Annotated in this window: 30 protein-coding genes and 1 pseudogene; 3 read left to right on the forward strand and 28 right to left on the reverse strand. The window is 50.6% G+C overall.

From position 1 onward, the window contains the following. Positions 1–501 precede the first annotated feature (501 nt). Positions 502–1380 carry a nucleotidyltransferase-like protein gene (locus tag AB4124_RS32915; protein ID WP_339268039.1) on the reverse strand — a complete coding sequence of 293 codons (879 nt, stop codon included), beginning with the start codon at positions 1378–1380 and terminating at the stop codon, positions 502–504. A 187-nt stretch (positions 1381–1567) separates the two neighbouring features. Between AB4124_RS32915 and AB4124_RS32920 the strand changes: the two genes are divergently transcribed. After that, entirely contained in the window at positions 1568–1933 is a 366-nt protein-coding gene (locus AB4124_RS32920) for a YgzB family protein (protein WP_076325456.1), read from the forward strand. 127 nt (positions 1934–2060) lie between these two features. Here AB4124_RS32920 and AB4124_RS32925 read toward each other — a convergent pair whose 3' ends face one another. The 20 genes from AB4124_RS32925 to AB4124_RS33020 all read right to left on the reverse strand — a co-directional run bounded on the left by AB4124_RS32925 (position 2061) and on the right by AB4124_RS33020 (position 17357). Then, entirely contained in the window at positions 2061–3776 is a 1716-nt protein-coding gene (locus tag AB4124_RS32925; RefSeq protein WP_441975346.1) for a glycosyl hydrolase family 18 protein, read from the reverse strand. Positions 3777–3892: 116 nt separating this feature from the next. After that, on the reverse strand, positions 3893–4312 hold the full coding sequence (gene perR, locus AB4124_RS32930) for a peroxide-responsive transcriptional repressor PerR (protein ID WP_071219580.1): 420 nt from the start codon (positions 4310–4312) through the stop codon (positions 3893–3895). A gap of 87 nt (positions 4313–4399) precedes the next feature. After that, positions 4400–5719, reverse strand: coding sequence for a DUF4097 family beta strand repeat-containing protein (locus tag AB4124_RS32935; RefSeq protein WP_441975347.1), 1320 nt, complete (start codon positions 5717–5719; stop codon positions 4400–4402). A gap of 49 nt (positions 5720–5768) precedes the next feature. Further along, on the reverse strand, positions 5769–6377 hold the full coding sequence (locus tag AB4124_RS32940; RefSeq protein WP_339268044.1) for a hypothetical protein: 609 nt from the start codon (positions 6375–6377) through the stop codon (positions 5769–5771). A 195-nt stretch (positions 6378–6572) separates the two neighbouring features. Continuing rightward, entirely contained in the window at positions 6573–7286 is a 714-nt protein-coding gene (locus AB4124_RS32945) for an MgtC/SapB family protein (RefSeq protein ID WP_076325452.1), read from the reverse strand. 49 nt (positions 7287–7335) lie between these two features. Continuing rightward, complete coding sequence (locus AB4124_RS32950) at positions 7336–7794, reverse strand: GNAT family N-acetyltransferase (RefSeq protein ID WP_441975348.1); 459 nt, start codon at positions 7792–7794, stop codon at positions 7336–7338. Positions 7795–7912: 118 nt separating this feature from the next. Beyond that, positions 7913–9352, reverse strand: coding sequence for an Asp-tRNA(Asn)/Glu-tRNA(Gln) amidotransferase subunit GatB (gene gatB / locus AB4124_RS32955; RefSeq protein ID WP_441975349.1), 1440 nt, complete (start codon positions 9350–9352; stop codon positions 7913–7915). Between the two features lie 30 nt (positions 9353–9382). Next, positions 9383–10840: an Asp-tRNA(Asn)/Glu-tRNA(Gln) amidotransferase subunit GatA gene (gene gatA, locus AB4124_RS32960; RefSeq protein WP_076325449.1), complete on the reverse strand. Its 1458-nt coding sequence runs from the start codon at positions 10838–10840 to the stop codon at positions 9383–9385. Positions 10841–10860: 20 nt separating this feature from the next. Next, entirely contained in the window at positions 10861–11148 is a 288-nt protein-coding gene (gene gatC / locus AB4124_RS32965) for an Asp-tRNA(Asn)/Glu-tRNA(Gln) amidotransferase subunit GatC (protein ID WP_071219587.1), read from the reverse strand. Positions 11149–11321: 173 nt separating this feature from the next. Next, a complete protein-coding gene (locus tag AB4124_RS32970) occupies positions 11322–11702 on the reverse strand; it encodes an ATPase (RefSeq protein WP_071219588.1) in 381 nt (126 codons plus the stop codon). A 214-nt stretch (positions 11703–11916) separates the two neighbouring features. After that, positions 11917–12693 (reverse strand): ABC transporter permease, encoded by a 777-nt coding sequence (locus AB4124_RS32975; RefSeq protein WP_441975350.1) that lies wholly within the window; start codon positions 12691–12693, stop codon positions 11917–11919. Next, entirely contained in the window at positions 12690–13613 is a 924-nt protein-coding gene (locus tag AB4124_RS32980; protein ID WP_430109803.1) for an ATP-binding cassette domain-containing protein, read from the reverse strand. The genes AB4124_RS32975 and AB4124_RS32980 overlap by 4 nt, the downstream gene beginning before the upstream one ends. Next, positions 13610–13804, reverse strand: a complete 195-nt coding sequence (locus AB4124_RS32985) for a PLDc N-terminal domain-containing protein (protein ID WP_076325446.1) — start codon at positions 13802–13804, stop codon at positions 13610–13612. Before AB4124_RS32985 ends, AB4124_RS32980 begins: the two co-directional genes overlap by 4 nt. A gap of 45 nt (positions 13805–13849) precedes the next feature. Next, on the reverse strand, positions 13850–14053 hold the full coding sequence (locus AB4124_RS32990; RefSeq protein ID WP_441975351.1) for a hypothetical protein: 204 nt from the start codon (positions 14051–14053) through the stop codon (positions 13850–13852). Further along, positions 14053–14391, reverse strand: a complete 339-nt coding sequence (locus AB4124_RS32995) for a YxlC family protein (protein ID WP_256720772.1) — start codon at positions 14389–14391, stop codon at positions 14053–14055. Before AB4124_RS32995 ends, AB4124_RS32990 begins: the two co-directional genes overlap by 1 nt. Next, positions 14372–14917 carry an RNA polymerase sigma factor SigY gene (gene sigY / locus AB4124_RS33000; protein WP_441975352.1) on the reverse strand — a complete coding sequence of 182 codons (546 nt, stop codon included), beginning with the start codon at positions 14915–14917 and terminating at the stop codon, positions 14372–14374. Before sigY ends, AB4124_RS32995 begins: the two co-directional genes overlap by 20 nt. Positions 14918–15164: 247 nt before the next feature. Beyond that, entirely contained in the window at positions 15165–15356 is a 192-nt protein-coding gene (locus AB4124_RS33005; RefSeq protein WP_076325442.1) for a hypothetical protein, read from the reverse strand. Between the two features lie 178 nt (positions 15357–15534). After that, a complete protein-coding gene (locus AB4124_RS33010; protein WP_379416774.1) occupies positions 15535–16173 on the reverse strand; it encodes an MBL fold metallo-hydrolase in 639 nt (212 codons plus the stop codon). A gap of 2 nt (positions 16174–16175) precedes the next feature. After that, a complete protein-coding gene (locus AB4124_RS33015; RefSeq protein ID WP_076325440.1) occupies positions 16176–16742 on the reverse strand; it encodes a thioredoxin family protein in 567 nt (188 codons plus the stop codon). A gap of 3 nt (positions 16743–16745) precedes the next feature. Further along, positions 16746–17357 (reverse strand): DedA family protein, encoded by a 612-nt coding sequence (locus AB4124_RS33020; protein ID WP_076325439.1) that lies wholly within the window; start codon positions 17355–17357, stop codon positions 16746–16748. Between the two features lie 151 nt (positions 17358–17508). Here AB4124_RS33020 and AB4124_RS33025 point away from each other — a divergent pair, with 151 nt between their 5' ends. Continuing rightward, positions 17509–17823: a hypothetical protein gene (locus AB4124_RS33025; RefSeq protein WP_076325438.1), complete on the forward strand. Its 315-nt coding sequence runs from the start codon at positions 17509–17511 to the stop codon at positions 17821–17823. Between the two features lie 58 nt (positions 17824–17881). Here the strand turns inward: AB4124_RS33025 and AB4124_RS33030 are convergent, their stop codons facing one another. From AB4124_RS33030 to yyaC, 5 genes and pseudogenes are all read right to left on the reverse strand, one after another. After that, positions 17882–20071 (reverse strand): O-antigen ligase family protein, encoded by a 2190-nt coding sequence (locus AB4124_RS33030; protein ID WP_441975353.1) that lies wholly within the window; start codon positions 20069–20071, stop codon positions 17882–17884. Between the two features lie 398 nt (positions 20072–20469). Then, on the reverse strand, positions 20470–21645 hold the full coding sequence (locus tag AB4124_RS33035; protein WP_441975354.1) for a class I SAM-dependent methyltransferase: 1176 nt from the start codon (positions 21643–21645) through the stop codon (positions 20470–20472). 36 nt (positions 21646–21681) lie between these two features. Next, complete coding sequence (locus tag AB4124_RS33040) at positions 21682–22365, reverse strand: DUF6483 family protein (RefSeq protein ID WP_441975355.1); 684 nt, start codon at positions 22363–22365, stop codon at positions 21682–21684. 258 nt (positions 22366–22623) lie between these two features. Next, positions 22624–23415, reverse strand: coding sequence for an alpha/beta fold hydrolase (locus tag AB4124_RS33045; RefSeq protein ID WP_430182106.1), 792 nt, complete (start codon positions 23413–23415; stop codon positions 22624–22626). A 108-nt stretch (positions 23416–23523) separates the two neighbouring features. Further along, a pseudogene (yyaC, locus tag AB4124_RS33050) lies at positions 23524–24062 on the reverse strand (spore protease YyaC). Between the two features lie 182 nt (positions 24063–24244). On the opposite strand from yyaC, the gene AB4124_RS33055 reads away from it, so the two are divergent. Then, entirely contained in the window at positions 24245–24472 is a 228-nt protein-coding gene (locus AB4124_RS33055; RefSeq protein WP_015737472.1) for a DUF1128 domain-containing protein, read from the forward strand. A gap of 112 nt (positions 24473–24584) precedes the next feature. Here AB4124_RS33055 and AB4124_RS33060 read toward each other — a convergent pair whose 3' ends face one another. Continuing rightward, positions 24585–25304 carry a pirin family protein gene (locus AB4124_RS33060; protein WP_441975356.1) on the reverse strand — a complete coding sequence of 240 codons (720 nt, stop codon included), beginning with the start codon at positions 25302–25304 and terminating at the stop codon, positions 24585–24587. 65 nt (positions 25305–25369) lie between these two features. After that, positions 25370–26374: an asparaginase gene (locus AB4124_RS33065; protein ID WP_441975357.1), complete on the reverse strand. Its 1005-nt coding sequence runs from the start codon at positions 26372–26374 to the stop codon at positions 25370–25372. Positions 26375–26611: the final 237 nt, after the last annotated feature.

The following is a 26611-nucleotide window of genomic DNA, read 5'->3' on the forward strand; positions in this document are numbered from 1 at the left end:
CGTCCTGAGCCAGGATCAAACTCTCCAATAAAGTGTTTGACTTGCTCATTTCTTAACTGACGAGAATTTGTTCAATTCTCTATTTCAACGTTCCACCTAAGTGGTCCGTTTTACTCACTCGTTGTTCAGTTTTCAAAGATCAACTTCTTTGTCTTTCGCCGAAAACTCATTTTCAGCGGCGACCTTTATAATATATCATGGTGCCCATCGTTTCGTCAAGAACTTTTTTTGAAAACTTTTTAATTCGACATTTTCTTAACCGAATTATCAAAGTCCCTTTCGAAGGGGCGAGTTATAATTTATCACAGAAACAGGTGGCTCGTCAACATAATTCGCCAAATTATTTTCAGGCTTCTTTTAACAAAGATCCTAAGGCATCTTTGAACGGTTAAGAACATCTTTTTTCTACACTAACGTTAGATACTGTGTCTCCTTAGATGCTGTTTTATAACCGTAATATTAAATGCTTCGGCACAAAAAAAGAAGGACTCGCGTCCTTCCTTAGTCGGTGTAGTACCGAATGGCTTCAGATCCATAAGATCGAATTCCTCTCCATAGCGGAACTTCCTTCACAAGTGATTGATACACCAGCTTGCGCATCACGATCGGCAGCTCTTTGCATACAGGTGCCAGCTCAGGGTGGAGAATAAGCTCCTGTATCGTCCAGGGATTCCGCCGGCTTCTTAAAACCCGGAGCAGCAGTGCTGCTGAGCTCTCCAGCTTGGATATCATGGAGAATTCATAGGCCAGCAGGGCCAGCTCCACTCGTTGCCCGAGCGTTTCCGTACTGACCGTAAGCTCTTCATATAATTTGCGGACGGGTGTATTCAATCCTGTAATCTGCTCCCAAACAGCCGACTCTGGATGAATCCCCCGCTCGATCAGCTCCAGCTGCCCCCAATGATGAAGACCTTCTAATAGAGTATGGTAAGCATCCAGAACCCGCTCTTCCTTCAAGTGCATCTTGGCATCCATATACTTTTGTAGAAAGTGGGCAAAACCAATAAACAATTTTTGCTCCCGGAACGGTTCAGCAAACCTAAGGAAATCACGGCGCAGATTGGACAGGCGATCTTGATCGTCTTTTATGATATCTCCTTCTAGGAAGCATTTGATCAATACTTTGTATGTGCCGCTCAGGAGTTCCCGATGCAATCCGTCCAATCCGATACTTATAACCTGGCAGCGTTCCCCGCCTACAATAGAATGCTGGATGGGAGGCTCATCAGGTGTTCCGTCATACACGACAACAATATTAACCTCAAAATCATAAACAAGTAATCCTTGCTGCCTTTTGTCCGAATTACGGTATGCTATCGCCCCTACAGCTTCCTCATCAACCGTATTTCCATAATAAAAAGAAAAGTTGGTTAATTCCACGTTTCCCTCCATACATTCCTTGGCGAATTTCAGCCATTTCAGTTATAATGTAATTCTACATGTCCATGTAAGTTCCTTCTTTTAGGAGATAAGATCTTATGAAGACAATAAACGAAAATACAAGATTTCATTTCTCGGTTCACGTTATTTCATAAACAACTATTTGAATGACAGGAGTTTTCGAGCCATGATCTTTAAGAACGCAAAAATCAACGCCTTCCGCACTTGGGGATTGCTGCTGACGATGCTGGGTATGGGCCTTATGGTGCTGGGTACAGCCGGAATCGTATTCTTCGGCCAAGCAGGCAAAATATTTGCCGGAATCGGATTGGTGTTTGGCCTGATTATGATGCTGGGGAGTCTCGGCATTTACTTCTGGGCAGGTATGTTATCCACGAGTGCCGTCCAAATTCAGTGCCCGGAATGCAATAAATTGACCAAGATGTTGGGAAAAACCGACCGCTGCATGTTCTGCCATACGATTTTGACACTGGATCCAGGTCAGGCCAACATCACAGCAGAAGAGCTTGAAGCCCAGCAAACCAAATCCTAAAGGGATTTGCAGAACCTGCATATTCAATAGGATTCGCAACTTGTAAGACGATTAAACACAAAGAACCCGGTTATCCTCGCGATAACCGGGTTCTTTATTATGATATGAAGATAAGTTCTGTTCATCCTTAATCATGTATCGTCTTCAGAACATGCCAGGTTTCCGGAATGGCAAAGCTTCGATTCCATGAAGCAACGCCGCCGAGCTTCAGCTTTTTGGCCATATTCACTCGGGACTGCAGAGAAGTGCCATCCTCCATCCATATTTTCTTGATGGATTCTCCCTCTGTGAATTGAACATAGTTCTGCCCTGTACTGGCATCAAGTGTACCTTTCACTTTTTGTTCCTTAAGCAGGGTCTGCAGCTTCTCCATTCCAATCGCTTTCGAGGATACCTTCGTCTCTCCCGCTTCGCTTGTTTCCGTCCACACCCGTGTATATAACGGTACGCCCAACACCAGCTTGGACGACGGTACCGCGTCCTCCTCCATGATTCGCCTTACCGACTGCTCGGCCCATGGCAGCGAAGATACGGATCCCGCTTTCGGACTCGTGGCCCAGTGCTCGTCATAAGCCATCACCATCATGTAATCAACCGTCTCTCCGAGTCGCTTCCGATCGAGAAAGAGCGACCACATCTCGCTGTTCGATTTTGGCGTAACATCAATAGAAACGATCAGCCCTCTGGCTTTGGCCAGCGGCTTCATTTCCCTCACGAACTGAACGACATGATCTTTATCCTTGGTGTGGACATTTTCAAAGTCGATATTGATTCCGTCGAGTTTATATTGCTTGGCATAAGTCAGCATCTGCTTGATAATATGTGATCTTCTATCAAAAGTAGACAGCGCCTCGGTTGTCATATCAGGATCGAAGCTGTTGTCCATCAGACCCCATACCTCCATGTTCCTGTTATGGGCCCAGCTTACATACTGCTTATCAGCTTTGGATTTGACCGTGCCCTCACTATCCACAATGTTGAACCAGGTCGGACTGACCACGTTGACACCGGGCAGTTCGCCAATGCGATCCGTGCTGGGATTTTTGGTATAAACAGCTTCCCATGCCAGATTGACTGACTTATCCTTCCATTCCAGCTCTGCCCGCGAAGGAGCCTGCGCAAGCAGCGGAAGTTCCTTCACGTCCCCAAGTTTAATCTGCTCTTTAAGAGCATATCCCGTATACCCGTTATCTGCCTGGACGAATAACCATCCCTCTTCTTCACGCCATACGCGAAGCCGCTCACCGGCTGGCATATCCAGTACTATCGGAGACCTTTTCTCCCCGCTCTCGTGCAGAGCCACGGTGTCCTCAGGGTTACCGGGTGCTGCCTCGGCAAGCTGAATCGAATCCCCCGCACGCATCAGAATGATGGCGCCTGTCGCCTTGTCCTCGTGAATGGCCACACCATAATGCTGTTTGAGCGGCTTAATCGGAACATAGGCAATGCCGTCAATCAGCTTAGGTGCGTAGGGAATAGTGACCGCCTTGCCGTTCAGCTCGCCCTTCGTGCTGTCCATCTTCATGCGGAATACCGATTCCGAAGTCGTTACAATGACGGATTCCGTTTTCTGCTCATAACGGATGTTGGCATCCACGCTCTCCTGAATCACCGTTATCGGCAGCAGCAGCTCTTCCCCGGAGCCCCGTGCAGGCTGTTCCTTCAGTTCCCCCTGAACAAAAATCGGCTTGTCCATTCCACGCCAGTCCGGCACGGTATAGGTCTGGTTCGGAAATAATGTAGTAACAACCCACCAGACCCCGGCCGCAATCAACAACAACCCCAGAAAGAAAGAGCTTCCTCTCGTACGCCTCTTCTTTCCCCGATATCTTCTTCTTGCCAACCTACTCCCCCATTTCACTCTTGCTCATGACTAATCCCTTGATACAGAATAACGCCCTTAAAAATAAAAACGTGTGGAATGGTTCATTCCGCACGTTCATTTATAATAACCGGCGTCTATTGGCAGGACTTGCAGAGCCCATACAGCTCCATTCGTAGTCCCTTTACTTCAAACCCGGTGCTTTTCTCAGCTTGTATTCCAACATCTTCAAGGGACGGATAGCTGAAATCTTCGATTTTACCGCAACTCTGACATATAACATGATGATGATCCGATACGTTGGCGTCAAAACGACTCGAGTTATCCCCGTACGTCAGCTCACGCACCATGCCGGCTTCAATAAACATTTTTAAATTGTTGTATACTGTGGCTACGCTCATACTAGGAAAATTAGGCTCCAGAGCCCGATAAATATCATCCGCTGTCGGATGGCCCATAGATTCCACCAGATACGTTAAAATCGCATGACGTTGCGGCGTGATGCGGACACCGGTCGTTTTCAGTTGTTCCAGCGCATGCTGTACGGACGTTCCCATGGTTGCCCACCGCCTTCAAGTTTAACTGGTTTTCACAAAACCTATACCGTTCTTAGACTTCATTGTACGGCGTTTCTTGGATTGTTGTCAATCCGGCAGAGGCGTCCAGCCCCCGCTGTTCCGGCCTTCCTCCTGCTCCGGATAGCTTCGGTAGATGTTCAGATTACTGTTTCCCTCAATACGAATGGAATGTTCGCTTGTACCGGATCCACCGGAGATGGTTTTCTGTTCGATCAGGAGATTGGGCAGCGTCGTCAGAATTCTGCCGTAACTAATCGTCCCTTCTAGCTTGTAATCGCCCTCGAGCGGAATGTGAAGATTCATCTCTCCAACGGCACTGTATATATTCCAATCGCCACCAATGCGGGATGAACGTATAGCCACTCCACCATTGAGAGATTCAGCGTTTAATTGCGACTCTGCCCCGCTGATCAGAATATTGCCGTTCCTCGTCTGAGCCCGGATAAGATCGGTCGTTCGCTTTACCGTCATATTTCCCACTTGTGTGGTTAAATCCGTTTCGCCCGTAACGTCGACGGCCAGCATATTCCCGCGATTAGTGGACATTTTAATATTACCGGTAACGCCGCGCGCCGTAATTTCGCCATTTAAGGTCTTGCCCGTAACATTTCCGTATATCCGATCCATCGTAATAGGCCCATTACCGCTCTCCAGCAAAATATTCTCAATCGCTTCCACGCGGTTTAACGTAATGGCTCCGTTCATCGTTCGTATCTCAAAATTGAATCGTCGATCATCCGGAACCGCGATGTTCAAGTTCATACGGGGCTGCCGCTTACCCGATTCTCCATAGGCCTTCCCCTTGGAACGAATCGTGATCGTCTTGCCTTCCCCCACTTCCATCGTCGACTGCTCGGCGATCGCTTCAGCTAAACCGGGCTGCTCATGATCGATCCATACTTCCGTCTCCACCTTGATATCGTCGACATCCTGCCGTGTGATGGAGATATCCCCGTTTAAGTGATCAACGATGACTTTCTCGGTTTCAAGCTCCACTGGAATCTCCAATGTCGGCTTCTGGAACCGGTTATCTTCAGCTTCGCTGTAATCCACTCCCGCTGCCGTCAAGTTCAGGCTCACCCGGTTCCAGAGATGGAGAAAATGCTCCTGCTGGGAAATGACGAATACGGAGGCCGTAACAGCCACTGCCAGCAAAATCCCCCTCATGTCCGGCCGAAACCGAAATTCTTTGCTTTTGCCTAAGAGACGCGATAGCGTGTACCTGACTAAATATTCAACGCCGAGCAGGATAAATAACAGCGGCCACCAACGCTGGAGCGTAAATATATAATCCGTGCCTCTCCACTCGTCCAGCAGCAATAAAACGCCTGTACATACAAGCAGCAAAGCGGCTGTATATCGTCCCACTCTAATTTTATGTTTCATCCGTCTCCTCCCTCATCTGTTGGGCAGCTATCACCGTACACTGTGTGCGTTATAGGAACTTGCCATTGTCTCGTCGGTGCCGGAGAGCTTCCCGGATGCCTGCCCATATCCCGATAACGATCAGCATGATGGCAGAGGCTTCCGCACCATAGTCGCGTATTCCTGTCTGGAGCCAAGGCGGCTTCTGATGAAACAAAATAAGCAGGGTCCCGGTAACAACCAACATGATGCCAAAAGCGATTCCCCGTTCACCCCGGAACGGATGGTTCCGTTCTCTTCCGTCCTCGGAAGCAGCGGCTACCTCACCACGTTTTTTCCGGGAAATAATATATTCTGCTGCCTGCAGCACGTCATACACGTTATAGAAATACCCTACGGGAATCAGAAGACCCAGGACGACAAGCAGCGGTACATTGATCTGCATACCGATGGAAGAGAAATATAAAAGCGCCGATATATCCAGCAGCAGCAACATAATAAATGTGATCCCCTTGCGATACATACCGAGGTATAAATGACCCAGGCCCGGAATGAGAGCGGCTAATAGAAGTGCATATAATTTCCGCTTTTTTCGCTGCAGCCCCGGGTGGCGCTTAACTTGGACCTGATGCCGTTTCTTCTTGCTGACTTCGGTTTGTGGTTCGGGTGTTGGATTCATAACCTTCTCGCCTCCTTCCAAACATCCTGGGACAGGCGTTGTTTTACGATGTTTTTCTTTGATAGTACCCCAACGAGGAGCCGAAGTAACTGGCAAAAAACTGGATAGACCGTCCGCAGAAGGCCGGCAAGCCCGCAAAAAAACGGCACCGCCGGTGGTTCAGCAGTTGCCGTTTGTTATGGTTCATTCCATATCCTATTCAGCCGTTACCATCGTTACATGACCGACTCCCCGCAACTGCCGGGTAATCTCCATCGGTTCGAATTTGCGATCGGTCAAGACGTGCAGCGAAATTTCGAGCCCTAATACCGCAGGCTGCAGCTCCCCGTATGCCACACTGCTTCGTTCGTTAACGATAAGCTTCTTAATCACGAATTCTTGTTCCTCCAGAACAGCGGAAATATCCTCCAAAATATTCGGCGTATTCGCTGCATGGACAGTGATGAGATGGAGTTTGCTGCCGCGGATGTAACGCTGCTCCAGCTTATTGAAGACAACCAGATTAAGAAGAATTAGTACGGTCGATACAATCGAGGCAAAGTAAAAGCCAGCCCCGACCGCCAACCCCACGGCTCCCACAACCCAGATGGACGCAGCAGTGGTTAATCCGGTAATGGATTTACCCGTAAACAGAATGGTACCGGCACCCAAGAAGCCAATCCCTGTAATGACGGCCGTTGCCAAGCGCGCAGGGTCAATCCGAACGTTAATCTCGTCTACAAAATCGGAAAAACCGTAAATGGATAACAGCATAATAAGTGTAGAACCCAAGCATACCAATATATGCGTGCGCAATCCTGCAGCATGGTTGGAACGTTCCCGTTCAAAACCGATCAAGCCGCCAAGCAGCATAGCCAGCAGCAATCTTAATAATATGGATACATTATCTATCACCCAAGGATTATTCAAAAGAACGATACTCCCCTCACGTCGCCTTCAATCGCTTATGCTATATCATTCATTGTATATGAAGATGGAACTCGGTCAATTCCACGCCCGGAGCAACCTCAAAAGCGTGATTCTTTACAAACCCGAATTTCTCATACAACGTTACCGCAGGCGTATTGCGCGTCCCTGTTGAGACCACGAATATCGGCGCCTCCTTGTAGGATTCCAACACATGTCGAATTAAAGTCCCCGCAATCCCTTTGCGAAAATGACCGGGATGGACCATCATCCGTGATATGGTGACCTGCTCCTGTTCCGGCTCTACCGCAATAGCTCCAATAAGGTCGCCTTCTTCATTTATATAACCAAAAAAAGTTTCCCCGCTCGTACGGATCGTATCGAAAGTATCCTGCAGTGGGGGGATTTCGGAAAATCCGATTAATTCAGCTTCCAAAGGGTACGCCATGTGCTGCAGACTCCATATCTGCTGGACGGTATCCCTATCCTCCAAAGATAATGCTTTTATCATATATTCATCCCCTAACCAAGTTATTATTTCTGATATCTTAAAAAGGAACTTGCCCCTAAATACGGGACAAGCTCCCATTATCTAAATACATTTCGGGAACATGACGGATGAACGTTGATTATCCGTTCAGCACCTCAACCAGTAGTTTGTTGGCCAGCGCAGGATTGGCTTTTCCCTTGCTCTCTTTCATCACTTGACCAACCAGGAAGCCGATTGCTTTCTGTTTACCTGCCTTGTAGTCCTCTACGGATTGCGGATTGTTTGCAACCACCTGCTCGACAATACGCTTGATCGCACCTTCATCGCTGATTTGGACGAGGCCCTTCTCCTCAACGATTTGTGCAGGCAGCTTGCCGCTCTCCAGCATCTCTTTGAAGACGGTTTTGGCGATTTTGCTGCTGATGGTTCCCTTCTCGATCAATCCGATCATCTCGCCCAGGCCTTGGCCCGTGATCTTCACTTCAGACAGCTCCAGATTGTTCGAGTTCAAATAACCCAGCAAATCTCCCATGATCCAGTTCGATACGGATTTGGCATCCTTCGTATAGTTCAAGCTGTCCTCGAAGAAGTCGGCGAGCAGCTTGGACGACGTGATGACCGCAGCATCATAATCCGGCAATCCATACTCCGAAGCATAACGTGCCTTACGGGCATCCGGAAGCTCCGGAATCGTCGCACGAATCGCTTCTTTCCATTCCTCGCTAATATGCACCGATACCAGATCCGGGTCCGGGAAATAACGGTAGTCGTGCGCCTGCTCCTTCCCGCGCATGGAGAAGGTTTTTGCCTGTGCTTCGTCCCAGCGGCGGGTTTCCTGTACGATCACGCCGCCCTCATCAAGAACTTCCGTTTGCCGGTACTGCTCATATTCCAAACCGCGCTGTACGCCGCGGAAGGAGTTCATATTCTTTAGCTCGGCCTTGGTGCCGAATTCTTTCTGTCCCCATGGACGAAGGCTGATGTTGGCGTCGCAGCGAAGCGAACCCTCCTCCATCTTCACGTCGGAGACGTCGCAGTATTGCATAATCGCGCGTATTTTCTCCAGATAAGCCTTGGCTTCCTCCGGCGTTGAGATCTCAGGTTCGGACACGATCTCAACAAGAGGCGTGCCTACGCGGTTAAAGTCAACCAGCGATGCATATCCACCATCCACGTGCGTGAGTTTACCGGCATCCTCCTCTAGATGAAGCCGGGTAATCCCGATTCGCTTCGTCTTTCCGTCCACCTCAATATCGATCCAGCCGTTTTCACCGATCGGCTGATCGTACTGGGAAATCTGGTATGCTTTCGGAGAATCCGGGTAGAAATAGTTCTTGCGGTCAAATTTGCTGATATCGCCGATGGTGCAATTCAGCGCCATCGCAGCCTTGATAGCATATTCCACAGCCTGGCGGTTTAATACGGGCAGGACGCCGGGATGGCCAAGACAGATGGGACATGTATGTGTGTTCGGCGGGGCTCCAAACGCAGTGGAGCAGCCGCAAAATATTTTGGAATTCGTATGCAGCTCTACGTGCACTTCCAATCCGATAACCGTTTCATATTTTGATGTAGACATCGATTGTTTCCCTCCTTCTCTGCCGCCGGTTTACAGTTCAGGGCGCCGTTTATGGTGTTCAGTATTTTGCTCGTAGGCATGCGCGACGCGCAGTACGGTCGACTCATCAAAGGCTTTGCCGATAATTTGCATGCCAACTGGTAGTCCGTCCGCAAATCCGCAAGGAACACTCACTGCCGGCACACCTGCCAAGCTGACAGGAATCGTCAGGATATCATTCAAATACATCGTCAGCGGATCGTCCACCTGAGCTCCCAGCTTAAAAGCCGTAGTCGGAGCTGTCGGTCCGATGATGACATCATATTGCTCGAATACTTTATCGAAGTCCTGCTTGATGAGCGTACGGGCTTTTTGTGCCTTCAAATAATAGGCATCGTAATAGCCCGAGCTAAGCGCATAGGTACCCAGCATGATGCGGCGTTTCACCTCATCGCCGAAGCCTTGGCTGCGGGACTCATGATACAGGTCGATCAGGCTGCCTGCATTGTCGGAACGAACGCCATAGCGTACGCCGTCAAAGCGGGCCAGGTTCGAAGAAGCCTCCGAAGAAGCGAGCAAATAATACGTTGCTACCGCATAGTCGGTATGTGGCAGGGAAACTTCGTCCCAGGTAGCGCCCATTGCTTCGAGCACCTTCAGTGCGTTCAGGACGGTTTCCTTCACTTCAGCGTCAACACCCTCGCCCAGGTATTCCTTAGGCACGGCAATGCGAAGACCCGTAACGTCTCCGGATAACGCGCTCAGATAGTCGGGCACGTCCACTTTGGCGGATGTCGAATCCATTGGGTCATAACCGGCAATGGCTTGCAGGACATACGCGGAATCTTCCACATTTTTCGTCAAAGGTCCGATCTGATCCAGCGATGATGCAAAGGCAACAAGGCCGAACCGGGATACGAGGCCATAGGTTGGTTTCAGTCCCACGACACCGCAATAAGAGGCAGGCTGCCTGATGGAACCGCCTGTATCCGACCCCAGCGCAAAATATGCTTCACCTGCAGCTACAGCCGCAGCCGAGCCGCCGCTGGATCCACCGGGCACCCGATCTAAATCCCATGGGTTACGCACCGGGTAGAAGCTGGAGTTCTCATTGGAGCCTCCCATTGCAAATTCATCCATGTTCAGCTTACCGATTGTCACCGTATCCGCTGCACGCAATTTACCGACAACCGTCGCATCATAAACCGGTGTGAAATTGGACAAAAACTGACTTGCGCATGTGGTGCGAAGTCCTTCTGTCACGATATTATCCTTGATTCCGACAGGAAGCCCGAACAACAGCCCGCGCGTCCCCTCTGAAGCCAGCTTCTCATCCAAAGCCTTGGCGGATGAACGAGCACCTTCTTCGTCCAAAGTAATAAATGCCTTCACCCGATCCTCACGTTCGGAAATACGAGTAAAAGCTTGGTCAACCAGATCGGTTACGGAAAGCTCCTTATTCTGCAGCTTATTATGTATCTCCGTTAACTTATAATCAAACAGACTCAAGTGTGTATCCTCCCTTCAGGCTATTCCAAAACAGCAGGTACTTTAATTTGATCGTCTTCTTCATCCGGTGCGTTAAGCAGCACTTTCTCGATGGGCAAGCTCTCGCGTACTTCGTCTTCTCTCATGACATTGCTGAGATGAAGCACGTGTGTAGTCGGCTCAACACCTTCTGTATCCAACTCATTTAACTTCTCGGCATATTGTAAAATCGCATTCAGTTGGCCGGTAAACATCTGCTCTTCTTCAGGCGTCAAATTCAAACGGGCCAGCTTCGCTACATGCTGAACATCCTTATCGGTAATGCTCATGGCTTTACATCCTCCTTCATGCCCCTATCCAGTTAAAGGGGTAAAGTCTGTCACGACAACTTTTCTCATTATATTGTAGAAGCATGCAAGATTCAATCCAAACAGCTTGAAGCTTGCCGCTTCGAAGTCACTTTTCCATTCCATCAAAAAAGAGTCGGCCTCAGCCGACTCTTCTAAATCCAAGCACGAAGATTCACTTGTTTGATGAAATCCGCCTGGGATATTGCTTCCTTGGTCTCTTCTTCCTCTTCAACACTTTCCAACTCGCCGTTCATCACTTGATGAAACAGCTTCTCATTATATGTCGACAGGGCGAAATCGATGAGCGCTTCCCGCTCGACCCGCTCGGCTTCCTGCTTCAACACGATTGATTCCAGCTCTACATCATCTGCCGGAACAAAAAAATTACGGTTGAGGCTCGGAATCCGAATGACGTAATCGAACGCATTGTCCGGATTTCGGTCATAAGCGATGATATAACCGTATTGACCGATTGGAAGATTCTGCTCAAAGGCGTCCGCAACGATTGTAATCTTTTCCCCTAAACGCAGCATCGTCTACCTCCTGAGTTGTCTATCCTTTTTTAAGAGATAAGAAAATATAAACTTCAGAGGCTTATCATCCTTATCTCGCAAGAAAAACTTCCGCTAAATACGGTCTCTCTTCTGATAACGTACGTCGATAGACGTTTTTCTTGTCTTCATAGTCTACTAAAAAAAGATAGAGATGTCCATGTGATTCAGATAAAACCTGAATCTCCCATGGAAACTAGGATTGCGGGGATAATGGACTCCTTCTGAGCAGCTTGGCGGCAACGATAATCGACACCACCATAATCAGCATGGCAACGAGTATCGGTGACCACGCGCTGCTCCCTGCGCCAAGGATTCGCTCCGCGGCCATGCTGCTTAACCGGCCCGGGCTCCATTGAATGCGGGAGGGCAGCAGCCCGGATAAGAGCGAAAGTGCGCCGGCAACGGCCAAGCTGATGAAGGCCGCAGCTGGCCCGCGAAGGAAGGCGCCGAGCGGCAGTACAAGCGTTACGATCCAGGCCAGCCATACCGCATATAAACCTCCGCCGCTGGTAACCGCTCCCCATTCCAAAGGACCGATGAGCTGATACGTGTAATAAGCAGCACCGCCAAGCCCTAGCGCAAAAGAAACGACCAGCAACGTCATCAAGGCGGCCCATTTGGCAGCCATCATGGGAATCGTGGATACCGAGCGGGCGAGAACAAGCTCAGCCGTGCCGGTGGCCCGCTCCCCTGCTACCGTGTTCATTCCGGCCAGCACAAGCACCAACAGGCCGATGGTGCTGAATTGGCTCAAGGTTGATGCCATCACGCTCTCAGCGGACGGGACAGTAAATAATGCCGCTGCCTCCGGGGGCAACTCCCCGGCCATGGTAAGAATCTCCGGCAAATAATAAGTGGATACCGGCTGCATAATGCCAAGAAGCAGAAAGACCGCGGGGACCCAAATCCATTTATAGGTCCGACCTGCCTCGAGCATTTCTTTTTGATAATAAATCCAGAACGGCTTCATGAGCCCACCACCTTCATAAACATATCCTCGAGCGAAGACGTGCCCGCTTCAAAACGAAGCAGCTCGATTCCGTCATCGGCAAGCTCCTTGATTAACGCAGCACGCGCAACACCCATATCCGTCACCATCAGCTTGGCGCCTCGTTTGCCGAGCTCGATCTCATGCACATAAGGACGGCTCGCAAGACTGTCGAGCCAAGCAACCTCCCGCTCCCCCGGTTCAACCTCAATCGATAGGACCGGCTGGCGGTATTTCGTGCGAAGTTCACTAAGGGCACCTTTCTCCGCAATTTCCCCGTCTACCATCAGTACCATGTCATCGCAAATTTCCTCCGCATCGTGAAGCACATGGGTAGAGAACAGAACGGTGACTTCCCCGCGCAAGCGATCCAAAAGGTCCATCACCTCACGACGTCCGATCGGATCAAGCGCCGATACCGGCTCGTCCAGCATAATCAGCTCGGGCTCATGCACAAGTGCCTGAGCAATGCCAAGCCGCTGCTTCATTCCGCCGGAGTAACCGGATATTCGGCGTTTAGCCGCCTGCTGCAGGCCTACCATTTCGATGACTTCCCGACTTCGCTTACTAGCCTCTCGTCCGGATAATCCCGACAGCTTGGCGCTGAAAGACAAGTACTCGATGCCCGACATCCAGCTATAAAACTTCGGGTACTGAGGCAAGTAACCAATACGGTTACGCCAACCGCTCGTTTGCGTATCGGCCGATCCGTATCGGATCTCCCCCCGGGTTGGAGGAATTAATCCAGCCAACATCCGCAGTGTGGTTGTTTTGCCGGCACCATTAGGACCAAGCAGGGCGGTGCAGCTTCCACGCTGCAATTCAAATGAGATGCCCTTGACCGGCGTGATGCTTCCTATGCTTTTGGTCAATTCATGAATGCTTAAAAGCTTCTCTATCAAACTTCTCGCCTCCCCGCAACGAAATAAGCAACGCTGCCAATCAGGTTGCCCAGCAATATAATGAGCACCCACATCCATCTCGGCCCACGTATGCTTGCTGGCTCTGCACGAAACAAAGATATCAGCCCCGTTACCGCGAGAATGGCTTGCAGTGCAAGAATCGGCCAGATCAATCCCCAAATCATATCCATTCTTAATCCCCCCTAATTTTCCATATATAATGTAAGAACTTAAGACTAGTGGTCGTCTTTACGAATGACAAAAATCCAGTAAAAAAGCAGCGGCAGCGGCATTGTCGTAGACCCCCATATCCCCCAGAACCAGGCCATCTTGCCAAGCCCCCGTTTCCTGGCATCCAGGAAAAGCCATGTCCCTTGGATCAGCACAAGCACAACGGCAAGGATGATCACTCCCAGCGGGCTCTCGTTAACTTCATTCATCAGATTCCCTTCTTTCCGGCAGATCTCAGACTCTTGGAAAATACAAGAACGGAAATCCCGGCAACCATGCCGAACCCGTGAATAAACAGTAGGATCATCGGCGCCGCCAAGGCAGCCATCAATCCGCCACCAACGATAAAGAGTGCAATCAGAAGAAAGAGTATCAACTCGTATTTCATCCGGCGCCGGCGCCGCTCCAAGGTATGAACGGCCAACTTGTGCATTCCTTCCAGAGAGGGCGACGGCACGTCCTCAAACAATTCATCTACTCTTTTCAACTCTTGAGTCAATCCTTCAATCCAAGCATCATCCTCATGCTCAGGTCCTTTGACCATCATCACCCATCTCCTTTCGCAGCTGCTTGATACCGTAGGCTGTTCGTGATTTTACCGTTCCCTCGGGAATGCCAAGCATGGTTCCGATTTCATCATAGCTGTAACCGTAATAATGCTTCAGCAGTATGGCAATCCGGTGATCTTCGGATAAGCGCGATAATCCATCCAGCATGTCTGTCCAATCTTCTCCCCGCCGCTCCATCTGCCAGCGAATCCGCCTTGCCGACTGAAGCGCCTCCTGCTCCAGCCATTTCTTCTCCCGCTTCCTTCGCCGGGTACTATCGATGAACAATCGAGTAGCAATGGTTATCATCCATGAGGAAAAAGATGACGTTCCGTTGTAACGGTTCATATTCTCCATGCATCGAACAATGGTATCCTGTGCAGTATCTTCTGCAACCATCGGGTCCATCGTCACCTTAAGCAAATATTTATAAAGAAAGGAATAATGCTGCTTGAATAATAGCGCCATAGCCGCTGCATCTCCTAATTGCGCTTGTCGTATCAAACCCTCTTCATCAGGGATCATGATGAAATCATCACCTTCTTTCGCATTCCACCATAATACGATTACCGACAGCTAATCGTTCAAATGGATATTTATATTTATCGTATACCGAATGATATCATTTATTTAAATTCAATCATGTCGGCAAGAAATTCATCGATATCTGTAAAAAAACTCAAAAAAAAGCAGCCGGTAAATAACCGGCTGCCCTCCCCAATAGAAAGAACACATTCACTTCATGATGAGGGTGTCATGTTCGTATGTCGATCTATTGATTAAATCTTATAACCTGCAGCCGATGATGCCATGGCTGCTGCGCTATCCCTTCATCCTTCACCAGCCTGTCCCAGACAACCGAGGATATTTCCGTCTGGGTCTGCCGGCGGGACTCCGATTGTCGATCAATCGCTTCGCCTCTTGTAGCCCTTCCGTTCAACAGCGATAGATGATCTTTCCTCACTGGCGCTTCCCCCTAATCACGTCCATGCCAAAAAACTCCCCATAAAATAAAAGAACGCAAACCGGGATAAATTCCACAGTCTGCGTGCTTCGCAAGGGTAACATTTAATTAACCGTATTGTATCAATGTTGTCTATGTTTGTCCAGACAAAAATTCCCGATTTATGTCGGAAGCTATCTTATCGGCTGGCAGGGACGTAAGGATTCCGCTGTTTTTCATAGCCAATGGTTGTCCGGGGTCCATGGCCGGAGTACACAACGACCTCATCAGGGAAGCTATACAGCGTATTTTGAATGGAATCAATCAAATCACGTTCACGACCTCCAGGAAGGTCCGTTCGCCCAACGCCTAGACGGAACAGCACATCGCCGGAAAACAGATCATTTCCACATTTGAAGCTCACACTTCCCGGTGAATGGCCCGGTGTATGAAAGACGCTGAAGGTATGTCCGATCAGCTGCAGCTCAAGTCCGTCCGCCAAATCGTACTCAGCCGGCTCGGTGGACAGCGGTTCCGTTACCTGTGGCCACATCATCGAGCCGTTAAGCTTCGGGTTGGACAGCCATTCACTCTCCAGGGTGTGCAGGTAAACAGGACAACCCTTTAGCTTACGGATTTCCTCGACACCGGCCATATGATCAAAATGCGCATGGGTCAGCAGGATCGCTTCAATTTCCAAATCGGCTATTCGCTTCAGCAGCGGCCCCGGGTTCATGCCAGGGTCGATGATGACTGCTTTGCCTTCTACAGGCCCTGTCAGTAAATACGCATTCGTCTGAAGCGGTCCTAAATTAAAAGTCTCAATATGAAGTGTCATGATTAGAACCCTGACATAAGTTCACGCAATTCCTTAATGATTGCAGCGTGAAACTCATACCCTTCCCCGTAGGCTTGAATAATGCTTTGTCGTGTGACCGCAAGGTTGTCCTGATAGTCCGGTGCTTCACGATCCGGATTGTTCTGCTTAAACTCAATCATAAACTTCTGGACATGCGCCGGGCGCGGTCCCCATGTACCGAGAACATGCCCTCCGGTATCTGAAATGATAACAACCGGAATGGAACGACCACCCATGGTCAAGAACTGATCCATGACATCCAGATTCTCCTCCATAATCAGCACTTCGGTCTCAATCCCGGCAGTCTCCATCGCCCGGAATACGACAGGCATATTGCGTGCAACATCACCGCACCAATCCGCTGCCAGAATAAGGACCCGCAGGTCATCCCGGAAATTCAGACTTTCGAAGAACTCTTTATCCTCTTCATTCTCCCAGACAAACTGTTCATATCCTGCCTTGAACGTCTCCTGGTTCTTCTGCATGCCGTCCATAAATTGCTGTGGAGATATGCCTGTCCCCAAATGATTTGCCATATTCATGCTCATTCGTTATTTCGACCTCGCCTTCGATGATTTTATCCATTTTATCAAAAAATAAAGAATCATGACGGCCAATGCCCCCAGCAGAATTTCCTGCACGTATGGCCCTGCTTTCTCGTCAATATGCTCCCATTGATCACCCAGAAGCAATCCGAGGTATAAGAATAATGCCGTCCATGGAATAACAGCTAGTGTGGTCAGCAGCGTAAACCTTCCCACATGCATCTTGGATATGCCTGCCGGTATGGAAATCGCATGCCGTACCACCGGTACAAACCGTGCCGTAAATATAACGCCAGTGCCGTACTTGCTAAACCATTCCTCGGCGTAATCGATATGCTTCTTCTTAATCAATATGTACTTCCCGTACTTCTCTAAGAAGGGCCTGCCTCCATAACGGCCGATCCAATAAATAAACAACTGTGCGAGCACGCCGCCAGCGGTACCGAAGAGCATGGCTCCGAGAAAATGAACCTCACCCAAAGACACCAGATAACCGCCATAGGCGAGTACGATCTCGCTTGGGATGACCTCCACCATTAATCCGAGCATGATTCCGAAATAACCCAGCTGCTGGATCCATTCAAACAACCGAGCTACAACCTCGTAAAAGAATTCCACGCTTGTCCCCCGCTTTCCTCCTGCGTTGATTTCTGGTACTAGCCTATTCTAACACAGCCCGGGACATGCCTTCTACTGCGCCCAATTATAGACGGCACAGTGACTTTCGCCCGTTTCGGGACATATGGTGAAGCAAAGGAGTGAGTCACGCATGCATTCTCCCCATGCCAAACAACCGGGCAGCAAGCCCCCCTCCCCACGCGGGATACGGCGGGCCTGCAGCAAAGAATTATACCGCACGACCAAACGGCTCAAGCTGTACCTTCCTCCGGAAGCCTTGAAGCAAGGTGAAGAATTGTATTACCGGAAGGTTATCGGTAATTTGATCTGGATCCACGAAAACCACAGCAACAAGAAACTTTTGTGCGACTGGTGGGAAAAGGAAGTCTGCGGCGAACTGGCCGGGCTGTGGGAGGTTCCTGAACGTCAGTTGGCCTCGGCCTTCCGGGATGCCTTCGGCGGATAACGCTGCTCTTCCTTGTTTCGTTACCTGCTGTGAAATGGACAGTACGGCATGATTCGTGCTAGCGTCGGGCCGAGATATCTGCTTTCATGGACTGCTTTGCCGCATGCTTTTCGTGTTCCCCATTCAGCATTTTTTCCAAACGGTTGGCCTGCCGTACCGCAAGCATAGACAGATCGAATTCCCGGTCATTTCGATGATCATCCATCTCACGAAAATCGACCGCAAGGGCACGATAGCGCTTCAAGATTTCCAAACCGGCCCGAGCCGCTTCAACCGATCTGGTGGAATCTCCTGCCGTCCGGTGCCAATCTGCGAGGGTAGCCAGCTTCAGCACGGCTCGGGTTTGTTTGACATCATTGAACCGATCCCGATCGATCGCCGCTATATACCAGGCTGTCGCTTCTTCCGATTCACCTCTGAGCGAGTAAGCCTCTGCCAGCTTCCAGCTCAGCCCCGGGTGATTCGGTGCATACACCAAACTTTCCATCAGTAGCGGGATTCGCTGGCTTGGGGGAAGCCAATCCGCCAGGCTCAGTGCCGCCTCCGTGTTGGCAAGGTTCCACCTTAACGAGGACTGGAGGAGCGCGATCTGCCGTCCGGGCGGTTCCGATGCGGCCCATCGCTCTTTGACCTCGCTGATGCCCAGCGCGGCAGCGAGAAGAACCCAGCATACGAGCAGAACGATCGCTGTAACCCTGAGCAATGACAGCAACGGTCGATTTCCCCGGTTCCCTTCATAAACGGCTAGCAGCTTCTTCCCTATTTTGAAGGGTTTGCGTCTTTGAGCTGCGATAGGTCCATTCTGCACTTCCCGACCAGAAGAGGCCGCAGCGAAGCCCATTACTGTAAGCCACAACAGCAGCAGCCATACCAGCCCAAAGCTCCAGTCAAAGTCCACCACCGCGTGTCCGATCAGCACGAAGGCAGCGGACATGAGTCGAGAGTTCACAGCAATGAGCCCCGCAACCATAAAGCTAACCAGAACAAGGACAAGCAGCAACCCGATCAGGCCCGCATTCAGCAGGATATCCATATATCCGCTGTGCACCTCGGCACCCACGTAGGGCTGGGACTGAATGGCAAGGTAGGATTGCCGCCACGTCTCCCCTCCCCGTCCCAGCCACAGCGACGACCGGGCCAGCTGCCATGCGTCGCTGTACATAAGGCGGCGCGCGCTCAGCGTTGCCGCGCCGCCCAGAGTCCGATCCTGCACCTGATGCAGGATCACCGCTCCGGCTGCGGCAGCCAGCAGCGCCGCAGCCCCCAGGGCCCCTGGCGCGGCATACCGCCGCCACGGGCCCCCGCTGTGCCGCCAGCGGCACAGCAGCAGGCCGGCGAGGACGCCGCCGGCCCAAAGCCCGGCCAGCCATAGCAGGCCGGGCAGCACGGCTGGCGCCAGCTTGGCCTCAGCCAGCTGGCGGTACAGCAGCGCCGCGCTCGCCAATGGCGCGGCGGCAGCCACCAGGAGCGGCGCGAAAGCACGCCGCTCCTGGGCGAATCCGGCCGCGCACGCGAGGGCGGCCGCGAGCCAGGCGCCGCGCGACTCCGTCAGGAGCAGCGCGGCGGTGTAGGGCAGCAGCGGCAGCAGGGCAGCCGCTGCGCGGAGCGTGCCCGTCCGGGTCCGCAGGACGGACGGCAGCGCGAACAGCCGCTCCAGCAGGAAGGCGGCCATCACGGCCCCGAATGTGTTCGGGTACTGAAGCAGGCCACCAAGCCTCGCGCCCGTCGCGCTGATGTCCGCATCCGCCGTATGATAGATCCCATACGGCAGCTCCAAAAGCCCATATACGGCAAGCAAAGCACTGCCGCACAGCACAGCACCCATCAGATGCCAACCCCCCTGCATCATACGTAAGCCATCACCTGCACGGCATATACGCCAGGTGACAGCTGCAAAGGAGCCGTAGCTTCCCCACAGGATGATCTCTTTCATCGTGCCTTCCAGAGAGAGTGGTCGCCCGATTGCATGAAGCACATACATGAGAATCATTCCGCAGATGCACCCAAGCACCACTCGCAAACCTTTATCCAAATTAACCAATCCAGGCGTCATGCCAATGCCATGAATCTCCTGACCTTGGATTCCACCATGCCGTTTAGTTCCCATCATAAGCAGCAGAAGCACTCCAAAACCAGCTCCGACCCCATAGATATCTCCATCAAAAAACATTCCGCTCCGGATACCTGCCACCAAGACAAGTGCAATCAGCATCATCCCGCAATTACGATGTAGGGTCTTCCTTGCCATGAACCAACGCCCCCGTTCCCATGCATAACCATTCAACCTCGGCTGCTCCTTACACGGCATCCGTCCTTCTGGCCAAACCAGCTATTAGCCATTGTGGACAAGGACTTACGACGTTATTCTTTGAAGCAGCGTCTGTGATCTCATCGGGCTATAAGGCCGCTTGATCCCCTGGATTAAGGCTTCGAATGCCATCATAAGAAAAAGCGTCTATTTTTGACGTACATTCTCAGAAGAAAAGGCCACGCTTAGATGTTCCCCTGCAGAATCGGAATCACCGGCAATCGGGGTAAAGATATCTGGAAGTCCAAGCTTCGAAGTTTATACGTTCTGATCTCTAAAAAAGCGATGAAAGTGCAGTTGCACTTTCATCGCTTTTCCGGGATCAACATGATGTGATTTTACGTATCCGGCAGCAATTCCTTGCACGCCCGCTCAAGATATGGCGAGGCGCTTAAAAAATCGCGGAACGCGGTATATTCCTGCCATAGCTTATCCCGATCTCCGGCAGAACCGCTAACCGCACGGATCAATATGTTTTTCGGTGTATGTTCCATATCAATAAACTCCAGCAGCTGCGTCTTGTAGCCCATCAGATCGAGGAGCTTGGCTCGAATGGCGTCCGTGGCAAGCGCTGAGAATCGTTCCTTCAGAATACCGTGGGACAGCAGCGGCTCCATAACAGGGCTTTGGACTTGAGAGAACAGCTCATGTTGGCAGCAAGGCACCGACAGAATAACCGAAGCACCCCAACGGACCGCTTTTTCCAGCGCAGCATCTGTTGCTGTATCACATGCATGCAGCGTGACCACCATATCCACCTGCTCCAGCTCGTCATATTCCGCAATGTCACCGACAAGAAACTGCAATTGGGTGTAGTTCAGTTTTTTCGCCAGCATACTGCAGTGTTCGATGACATCCGCCTTGAGATCCAATCCGACAATATTCAGCTTTCTGTGCGCGGTTACCGCCAAATAGTGATATAAAGCGAAGGTCAGATAGGATTTGCCGCAGCCAAAATCAACGATCGTCAGTGGACGGTCCTCCGGCAGGTGGGGAAGCACATCCTCAACCATCTCCAAAAACCGGTTGATCTGTTTGAACTTATCGTACCGGCGAGCAAATACTTTGCCGTCCTCACTCATGATGCCGAGCTCCACCAGAAACGGAACGGGCTCTCCCTCTTCAAGGATGTACGTCTTTTTCCGGTTATGAGACAAATCCGTCTTGGTCTTGGAGGCGGATTTGGTCAGAATCGAAACCTTGTATTTCTTCGAGATCAGTACCTGATAATCCGCTTCCGGCGTATACATCATCGCTTGCCGGAATACATTCTCGAACATGTCAACCAGCACCGCCTCCGCCTCATCCGCTGGCACGTTCTGATGGGTGACTTTGGTTCCGGAATAATAGGCGAACTGGTAGTGCAGCTTATTCTTGAGCTCTACAGGCTTAACCGTTACTTTGCTGTAAGTCATGCCTTCCCGCTTGCGAAGCTGGCTTAGCGTAGCCGTGATCAACGAGCCTTCTTCCATGATGTTATGAATCAATTTTCTTAATGCATCCAAAAGGCACATCTCGCTTTCTTTATGTGATAGACAGGTTAATCCCGCTTAGGTAAACGACTTGTCACCGTTTACCGCTGTATGTGGAAAACGACGGTTAAGCTCATCCATTCCTTCGTGGACTTCCTCCAGCGGAAGCCCGCCCTTCACCAAATCCTCGGGCAGCTTCAGCTGCAATCTTTGATAAAACTGTACGGCTTCACCATATTCCATCTTGCCGTTATCCAGCAGTTGGTAAAGGGTGTTCTCCGCTTCCGCGTACATCCCCTGCTGCTCCGTATATGCATAGTAATCCCGCATCGCCGTCTCAGGCAATGCGTATGACCTTAAACGTTCTTTCACCATACCGATCCGTTCCGTCAACCCGATCAGTTTGAGATCCGCTCCTTGCAGGGCTGACTTCAAATATAGCTGAAAAACCTTGGTATAGAGCATAACAGCCTCTTCTTCACGCTCCAGGTCAAGCAGCAGGGATGCTTCCTCTTCCATAAGCCTGACGGCGCTTTGCAGCTTGTCCGCTTCCAAATAACCATGACTCCGAAATAACTGTTCAATATCGGCAGCGGACAATGAGCGAAGCAGATCCGAATTCAACCGGAACTGCCGTTTGAAGAGCTCATCCAGCTCCCATAGGGCTTCTGTGTGCTTGCGCTCCTGCTTCAGCGAAAACACCTTGGCAATCATCTGTGTCATATCCTCAATTAGCCGCACGAGATAATCCCTGCGAAACATTCGCCCACCCCCAACCTGCATCCATGACAAATGCAGCGTATTCTGATCTTGCCGGGTCCAGATCCCAACCGGATCACGATTAAATTGTAGGCTATCCGGGGCCAGAATTCCAGTAGCCGGCCCTCCCCCCCCCCATTCTCGGCTCTATTTCAACGGCCGGACAAGCAACGACGGAGAGTACGCTGGGCACAAAAATAAAACGGATATCCCGCAAGGGGGTATCCGTTCATTATAAACTATCGAAAGACTCTCATGCGTTTATTCATGCTCAAGCCGTCCCAAGAAAGAAGTGATGACTTCGCCGAGCTTCTCCGGCGTCTCCATCATACTCATATGTCCTGCGCCCTCGATTATGATTGGGGTCACGTTGTCATGGTCTGTCGTAAAGGTACGCTCTGCCGGAATCAATCCGTCTTTCTCCCCGGCTACCAGCAGAATAGGCAGAATGGACGCCGAGAGTACATCGCGTCGGTCCGGACGCTCACGCATCGCCAGCGCCGCTCCGATCGCTCCCTGAGGTGGCGTTAGATAACCTATCTCCTTCGCCCGCTGAATACATTCCGGCTTGGTATCTTTCGTATCCGGAGCGAATAAGCCGGGCACCAATCCGTCAACAAAAGCCGTAATGCCCTCCCCTTGGATGGTGCTGACCGCCTTCACCCGCTTCTCCTTCGCTTCGTCCGAATCCGGGTAGCCTGTAGAATGAATCAGGCCGAAGGCGTTCAAACGAGAAGCGTAACGCTGGGCGAAGGAGAGCGTGATGTATCCTCCGAGGGAATGACCGAGTAATGCTGCCTTCGGGATGTCGAGCTCATCCATCAATAGCAGCACATCGTCTGCCATCTGTTCAATGGTATACGATCCCATCGGTGCATCAGACCGCCCGTGACCACGGAGATCCGGTACAATGACTCTGAAGCCTTGAAGAAATGGCAGGACCTGTTCCCAGTAGGCGGAGCTTCCGCAGAAACCGTGAAGCAGAATGACTGGCTCACCTTGTCCCTGATCAACATAACAAATCGTGCTGCCGTTGCATTGTACTTTTTCCATAGCGATACCCTTCTTTCTATTCAGCGGATGCCATGTGATAGACACCCATTATTTTATAAAGAATGATCTATTATTAAACAAAAACACCCCCGGCTGAAACGCCGTGTCTTACGGCCTAAGGCCAAAGGCTATAGCGGCTTGCTTCGCTATCTGCTCCGCCATCCCCATGACTTGGTATAGGGACGTCACTTGAAGAGTCCAATATGGTTTCGGTCCATGGACATTTACAACCGCTGCCACGCTGTAATCTCCCACTGCAGGAAGCCTCCCGCCGACGGACTGGGCAGGCGTCAGTGGACCCTCGCATGTAAAGAAATTCCGACTGACGAGGCTTGTCCCAGGCATGCATCAATGGCAATAATCTCCTTATCCTCAGGCAAACCTTGAAGCCTTGACTCAAGATTAAAAGCGTCGCACGGATTAGGCAGCGTCCCGATCACATGCGGAAAACCGTATTCCATGAGCCGGCTTCCTGTGAGCGGTCCGAGTGCATCTCCTGTGGAACGGTCGGTGCCTATACATAAAAATACAATGCTGTCCAGCGAATGCCGCTGCGAAATCGACCGAAAAAAATCCGTCAGTTCATGCCCCGACATTTTAGCTTTTACAGCCTGTACGCCTGGCGTCTTGCCGGCTTGTTCGCTCATGACGGACCTCCTCCTTGATTACATCGCTTGAAACCTTGTCCCGCAGCCTGAAAAACCTTTTTTTCCTGATTTTAACCTATCTCTGTCTCCGATGGCAAAAACATTGGTCGAGCCACACGGTAACATGGTACAATACAGGGACGAAAATCGTAAATCCGCCTATGAGAGGATGGTGTTAATCCATGGATTTGAGTGAAAAATCCCAAGCCAATGTCGAGTATATGATTGAACAGATTAAAACCAAGCTTCGGATGGCTACAGGAGCTGCTATGCAAGCCTCCGCCTTCTCGGTTAACCAATATGATGATATTTATGATTTGTACGACATGGTCATGAATAAGCAAAACCTTAGTATATCGGAAGTGGAAGCTGTTGTATCGGAGCTCGGGCAGTTGCGCGGGAACCAGTAGATCATCATTGCCCGAAAAGCTTGAAAAGATCAAAAAGAAGAGCCCTTGTATAGCTAAAAGCCCCCGGAACTTCGCTAATTTAAGCAAAGTTCCGGGGGCTTTCTGTCCTTCTCTACGGCATATCAATCATCACCACTTCTGAGTTCCCCTCACTTGAGTTCCCTCGGAATGTCAGCTCATGACGGCGCTGTATCCTGGCCGCGTCACCCGCTGTAATATCAAACATGCCGTCCTCCGATGATATTTCGACTTGACCGCTAATCACATACAAATGCATTCTCCGATCTTCGGCCAGGCTGTACGTCAGTTCTTGTCCTGTCTCCAGTATGGTACTGTACATTACAACATCCAGCGACTCGGGCAAGCTGCGCTCCCCGTGGCCCGGCCCCATAATCGGAAGCACCTGGTTCAATTGCTGTTCTTTTGTAAAATCGCCTTGATGATGACTGGTCTCAAGGTTCGGCTCCGGAGGTAGAAACCACATTTCCAGATAGCGTACGTCCTCGGAAGATGAGGCATTCTTCTCTGCATGGTACACGCCGGAGCCTGTATTCACGACATGAATCGAACCGGGCGTCAGCTCCATTTCTTTCCCTGTATCATCTTCATACGTTAACGTGCCTTCCAGCACCAAATGGACAATGACCAAGTCATGATGAAATCTTCGATCAAAACCTTCCATCGGTTTAAGCACATATTCATTATGTGCCAGCAAGCTTCCAAAATGCTCGTTATGTGGGTCTGTATAATCACCAAAGGAAAAGCTGAATTCACTATGAATCCCGTCTTTATGGGTCGTATGTCGTTCCGCTGCCGTCATGATTTTAATCATGGCCGGTCACCTCCGCCGTTTTTACTAATCAATACCCCGGCGGTTTCCGGTCTAATCAGTCATGATTACGTATGAGTCAGCCTAAATGCGGTTTCCACCCTGCCTACTTTAAGGCCTTCATCGTTGTATAAGTCCTTGGGATACGCGGCTTTCAGGCGATCGATAGTTGTTTTGTTGTTATACCCGATTTGCTCCAATATGGACTCCGCTACCCAGCCCCATTCTTCTTCAGAGCCATCTGCAATCTTGAACGAAATGCCTAGGTGCTCCTTCTTCAGACCCAAGCAGTACACACCTTTAAAGCCTCCCTTGGCCACAATATTATCATCTTCCAAAAGAAGGGTGTCCACCTTGTGATTTCCCGCCACCATATAGGGAGATGCATGCATGGCCTCCGTAATTCGGATGACCGCCCTTTGTGTTGGCTCATCCTCAATAAGTTCCGGGGATGCGAGCTTCATATAGGCTGTAGCCAGAGCACGAAGCGGCATGGCAAATACCGGCAGGCCGCAACCATCGGTTCCCAACCGGATATCAGAGGGAGCCAGTCCGGCCAAATCGGAAACCGTCTGAAGGATCTCCTGCTGCAGCGGATGTTCCGGCTGATCATATCCCGTCAGCGGATATCCTGCCATCTGGCAATAGGCCAGCATGCCATAATGCTTGCCGGAGCAATTATGGTACCATTTACTCTTGTCTCTCCGCTCTCGCAGAAGAGCTTCTTTATTTTCCTCATCCAGCGGCCAGCTGGACGCGCAAACCATGTGAGCTTCGCTAATATTCACCTTGCGGGCAAAGCCTTCCAGTACTTCTATGTGAGCCGGCTCCGCCCGATGCGAGGCCGTCATGATCGCGATTTCCTTATCCGTCAGTCCATAATGGTCAGCAAGCCCGCCGCGGATGGAGGGGATCGCCTGCATCGGCTTGGCCGAAGAGCGCGTAAATGCGACATATTCCGGATCTCCCGCGTAAGCCTGAACGCTTCCTTGTTCATTAACAATACATATATGTCCATTGTGGACGCACTCTAATATGTCCGCCCGATATTCATTCACTAATACAGTGTCCATGTTGAATAACTCCTTCTATAACCGTCTGTGACCGTATTCCCGCCTTAGAAACCTCTTCATGTGTGGTACCTATATTCCTCGCTTATTCGAGGATTATTGCAAATCTGTATTCAGTATAGTACAAAAATCTGCAAATAACAGCAGGCTAAATTCCGCAGGGGACGGACACTCCATTTTATCTCCCGTTTCACGCTGTCCTGTTTCACGATGTGCCCTTAGGTTTAATTACGAGATAAG

The organism is Paenibacillus sp. 2KB_20, from assembly GCF_052115765.1.
Classification (GTDB): Bacteria; Bacillota; Bacilli; order Paenibacillales; family Paenibacillaceae; genus Paenibacillus_AQ.

Bases quoted from the DNA above. Each gene is read 5' to 3' on its own strand.
- AB4124_RS32920 (WP_076325456.1), top strand. From the start codon at position 1,568: ATGATCTTTAAGAACGCAAAAATCAACGCCTTCCGCACTTGGGGATTG.
- perR (WP_071219580.1), bottom strand. From the start codon at position 4,312: ATGGGAACGTCCGTACAGCATGCGCTGGAACAACTGAAAACGACCGGT.
- AB4124_RS32935 (WP_441975347.1), bottom strand. From the start codon at position 5,719: ATGAAACATAAAATTAGAGTGGGACGATATACAGCCGCTTTGCTGCTT.
- AB4124_RS32940 (WP_339268044.1), bottom strand. From the start codon at position 6,377: ATGAATCCAACACCCGAACCACAAACCGAAGTCAGCAAGAAGAAACGG.
- AB4124_RS32950 (WP_441975348.1), bottom strand. From the start codon at position 7,794: ATGATAAAAGCATTATCTTTGGAGGATAGGGATACCGTCCAGCAGATA.
- gatB (WP_441975349.1), bottom strand. From the start codon at position 9,352: ATGTCTACATCAAAATATGAAACGGTTATCGGATTGGAAGTGCACGTA.
- gatC (WP_071219587.1), bottom strand. From the start codon at position 11,148: ATGAGCATTACCGATAAGGATGTTCAGCATGTAGCGAAGCTGGCCCGT.
- AB4124_RS32970 (WP_071219588.1), bottom strand. From the start codon at position 11,702: ATGCTGCGTTTAGGGGAAAAGATTACAATCGTTGCGGACGCCTTTGAG.
- AB4124_RS32975 (WP_441975350.1), bottom strand. From the start codon at position 12,693: ATGAAGCCGTTCTGGATTTATTATCAAAAAGAAATGCTCGAGGCAGGT.
- AB4124_RS32985 (WP_076325446.1), bottom strand. From the start codon at position 13,804: ATGGATATGATTTGGGGATTGATCTGGCCGATTCTTGCACTGCAAGCC.
- AB4124_RS32990 (WP_441975351.1), bottom strand. From the start codon at position 14,053: ATGAATGAAGTTAACGAGAGCCCGCTGGGAGTGATCATCCTTGCCGTT.
- AB4124_RS32995 (WP_256720772.1), bottom strand. From the start codon at position 14,391: ATGATGGTCAAAGGACCTGAGCATGAGGATGATGCTTGGATTGAAGGA.
- sigY (WP_441975352.1), bottom strand. From the start codon at position 14,917: ATGATCCCTGATGAAGAGGGTTTGATACGACAAGCGCAATTAGGAGAT.
- AB4124_RS33010 (WP_379416774.1), bottom strand. From the start codon at position 16,173: ATGACACTTCATATTGAGACTTTTAATTTAGGACCGCTTCAGACGAAT.
- AB4124_RS33015 (WP_076325440.1), bottom strand. From the start codon at position 16,742: ATGAGCATGAATATGGCAAATCATTTGGGGACAGGCATATCTCCACAG.
- AB4124_RS33025 (WP_076325438.1), top strand. From the start codon at position 17,509: ATGCATTCTCCCCATGCCAAACAACCGGGCAGCAAGCCCCCCTCCCCA.
- AB4124_RS33030 (WP_441975353.1), bottom strand. From the start codon at position 20,071: ATGGCAAGGAAGACCCTACATCGTAATTGCGGGATGATGCTGATTGCA.
- AB4124_RS33035 (WP_441975354.1), bottom strand. From the start codon at position 21,645: ATGTGCCTTTTGGATGCATTAAGAAAATTGATTCATAACATCATGGAA.
- AB4124_RS33040 (WP_441975355.1), bottom strand. From the start codon at position 22,365: ATGTTTCGCAGGGATTATCTCGTGCGGCTAATTGAGGATATGACACAG.
- AB4124_RS33045 (WP_430182106.1), bottom strand. From the start codon at position 23,415: ATGGAAAAAGTACAATGCAACGGCAGCACGATTTGTTATGTTGATCAG.
- AB4124_RS33055 (WP_015737472.1), top strand. From the start codon at position 24,245: ATGGATTTGAGTGAAAAATCCCAAGCCAATGTCGAGTATATGATTGAA.
- AB4124_RS33060 (WP_441975356.1), bottom strand. From the start codon at position 25,304: ATGATTAAAATCATGACGGCAGCGGAACGACATACGACCCATAAAGAC.
- AB4124_RS33065 (WP_441975357.1), bottom strand. From the start codon at position 26,374: ATGGACACTGTATTAGTGAATGAATATCGGGCGGACATATTAGAGTGC.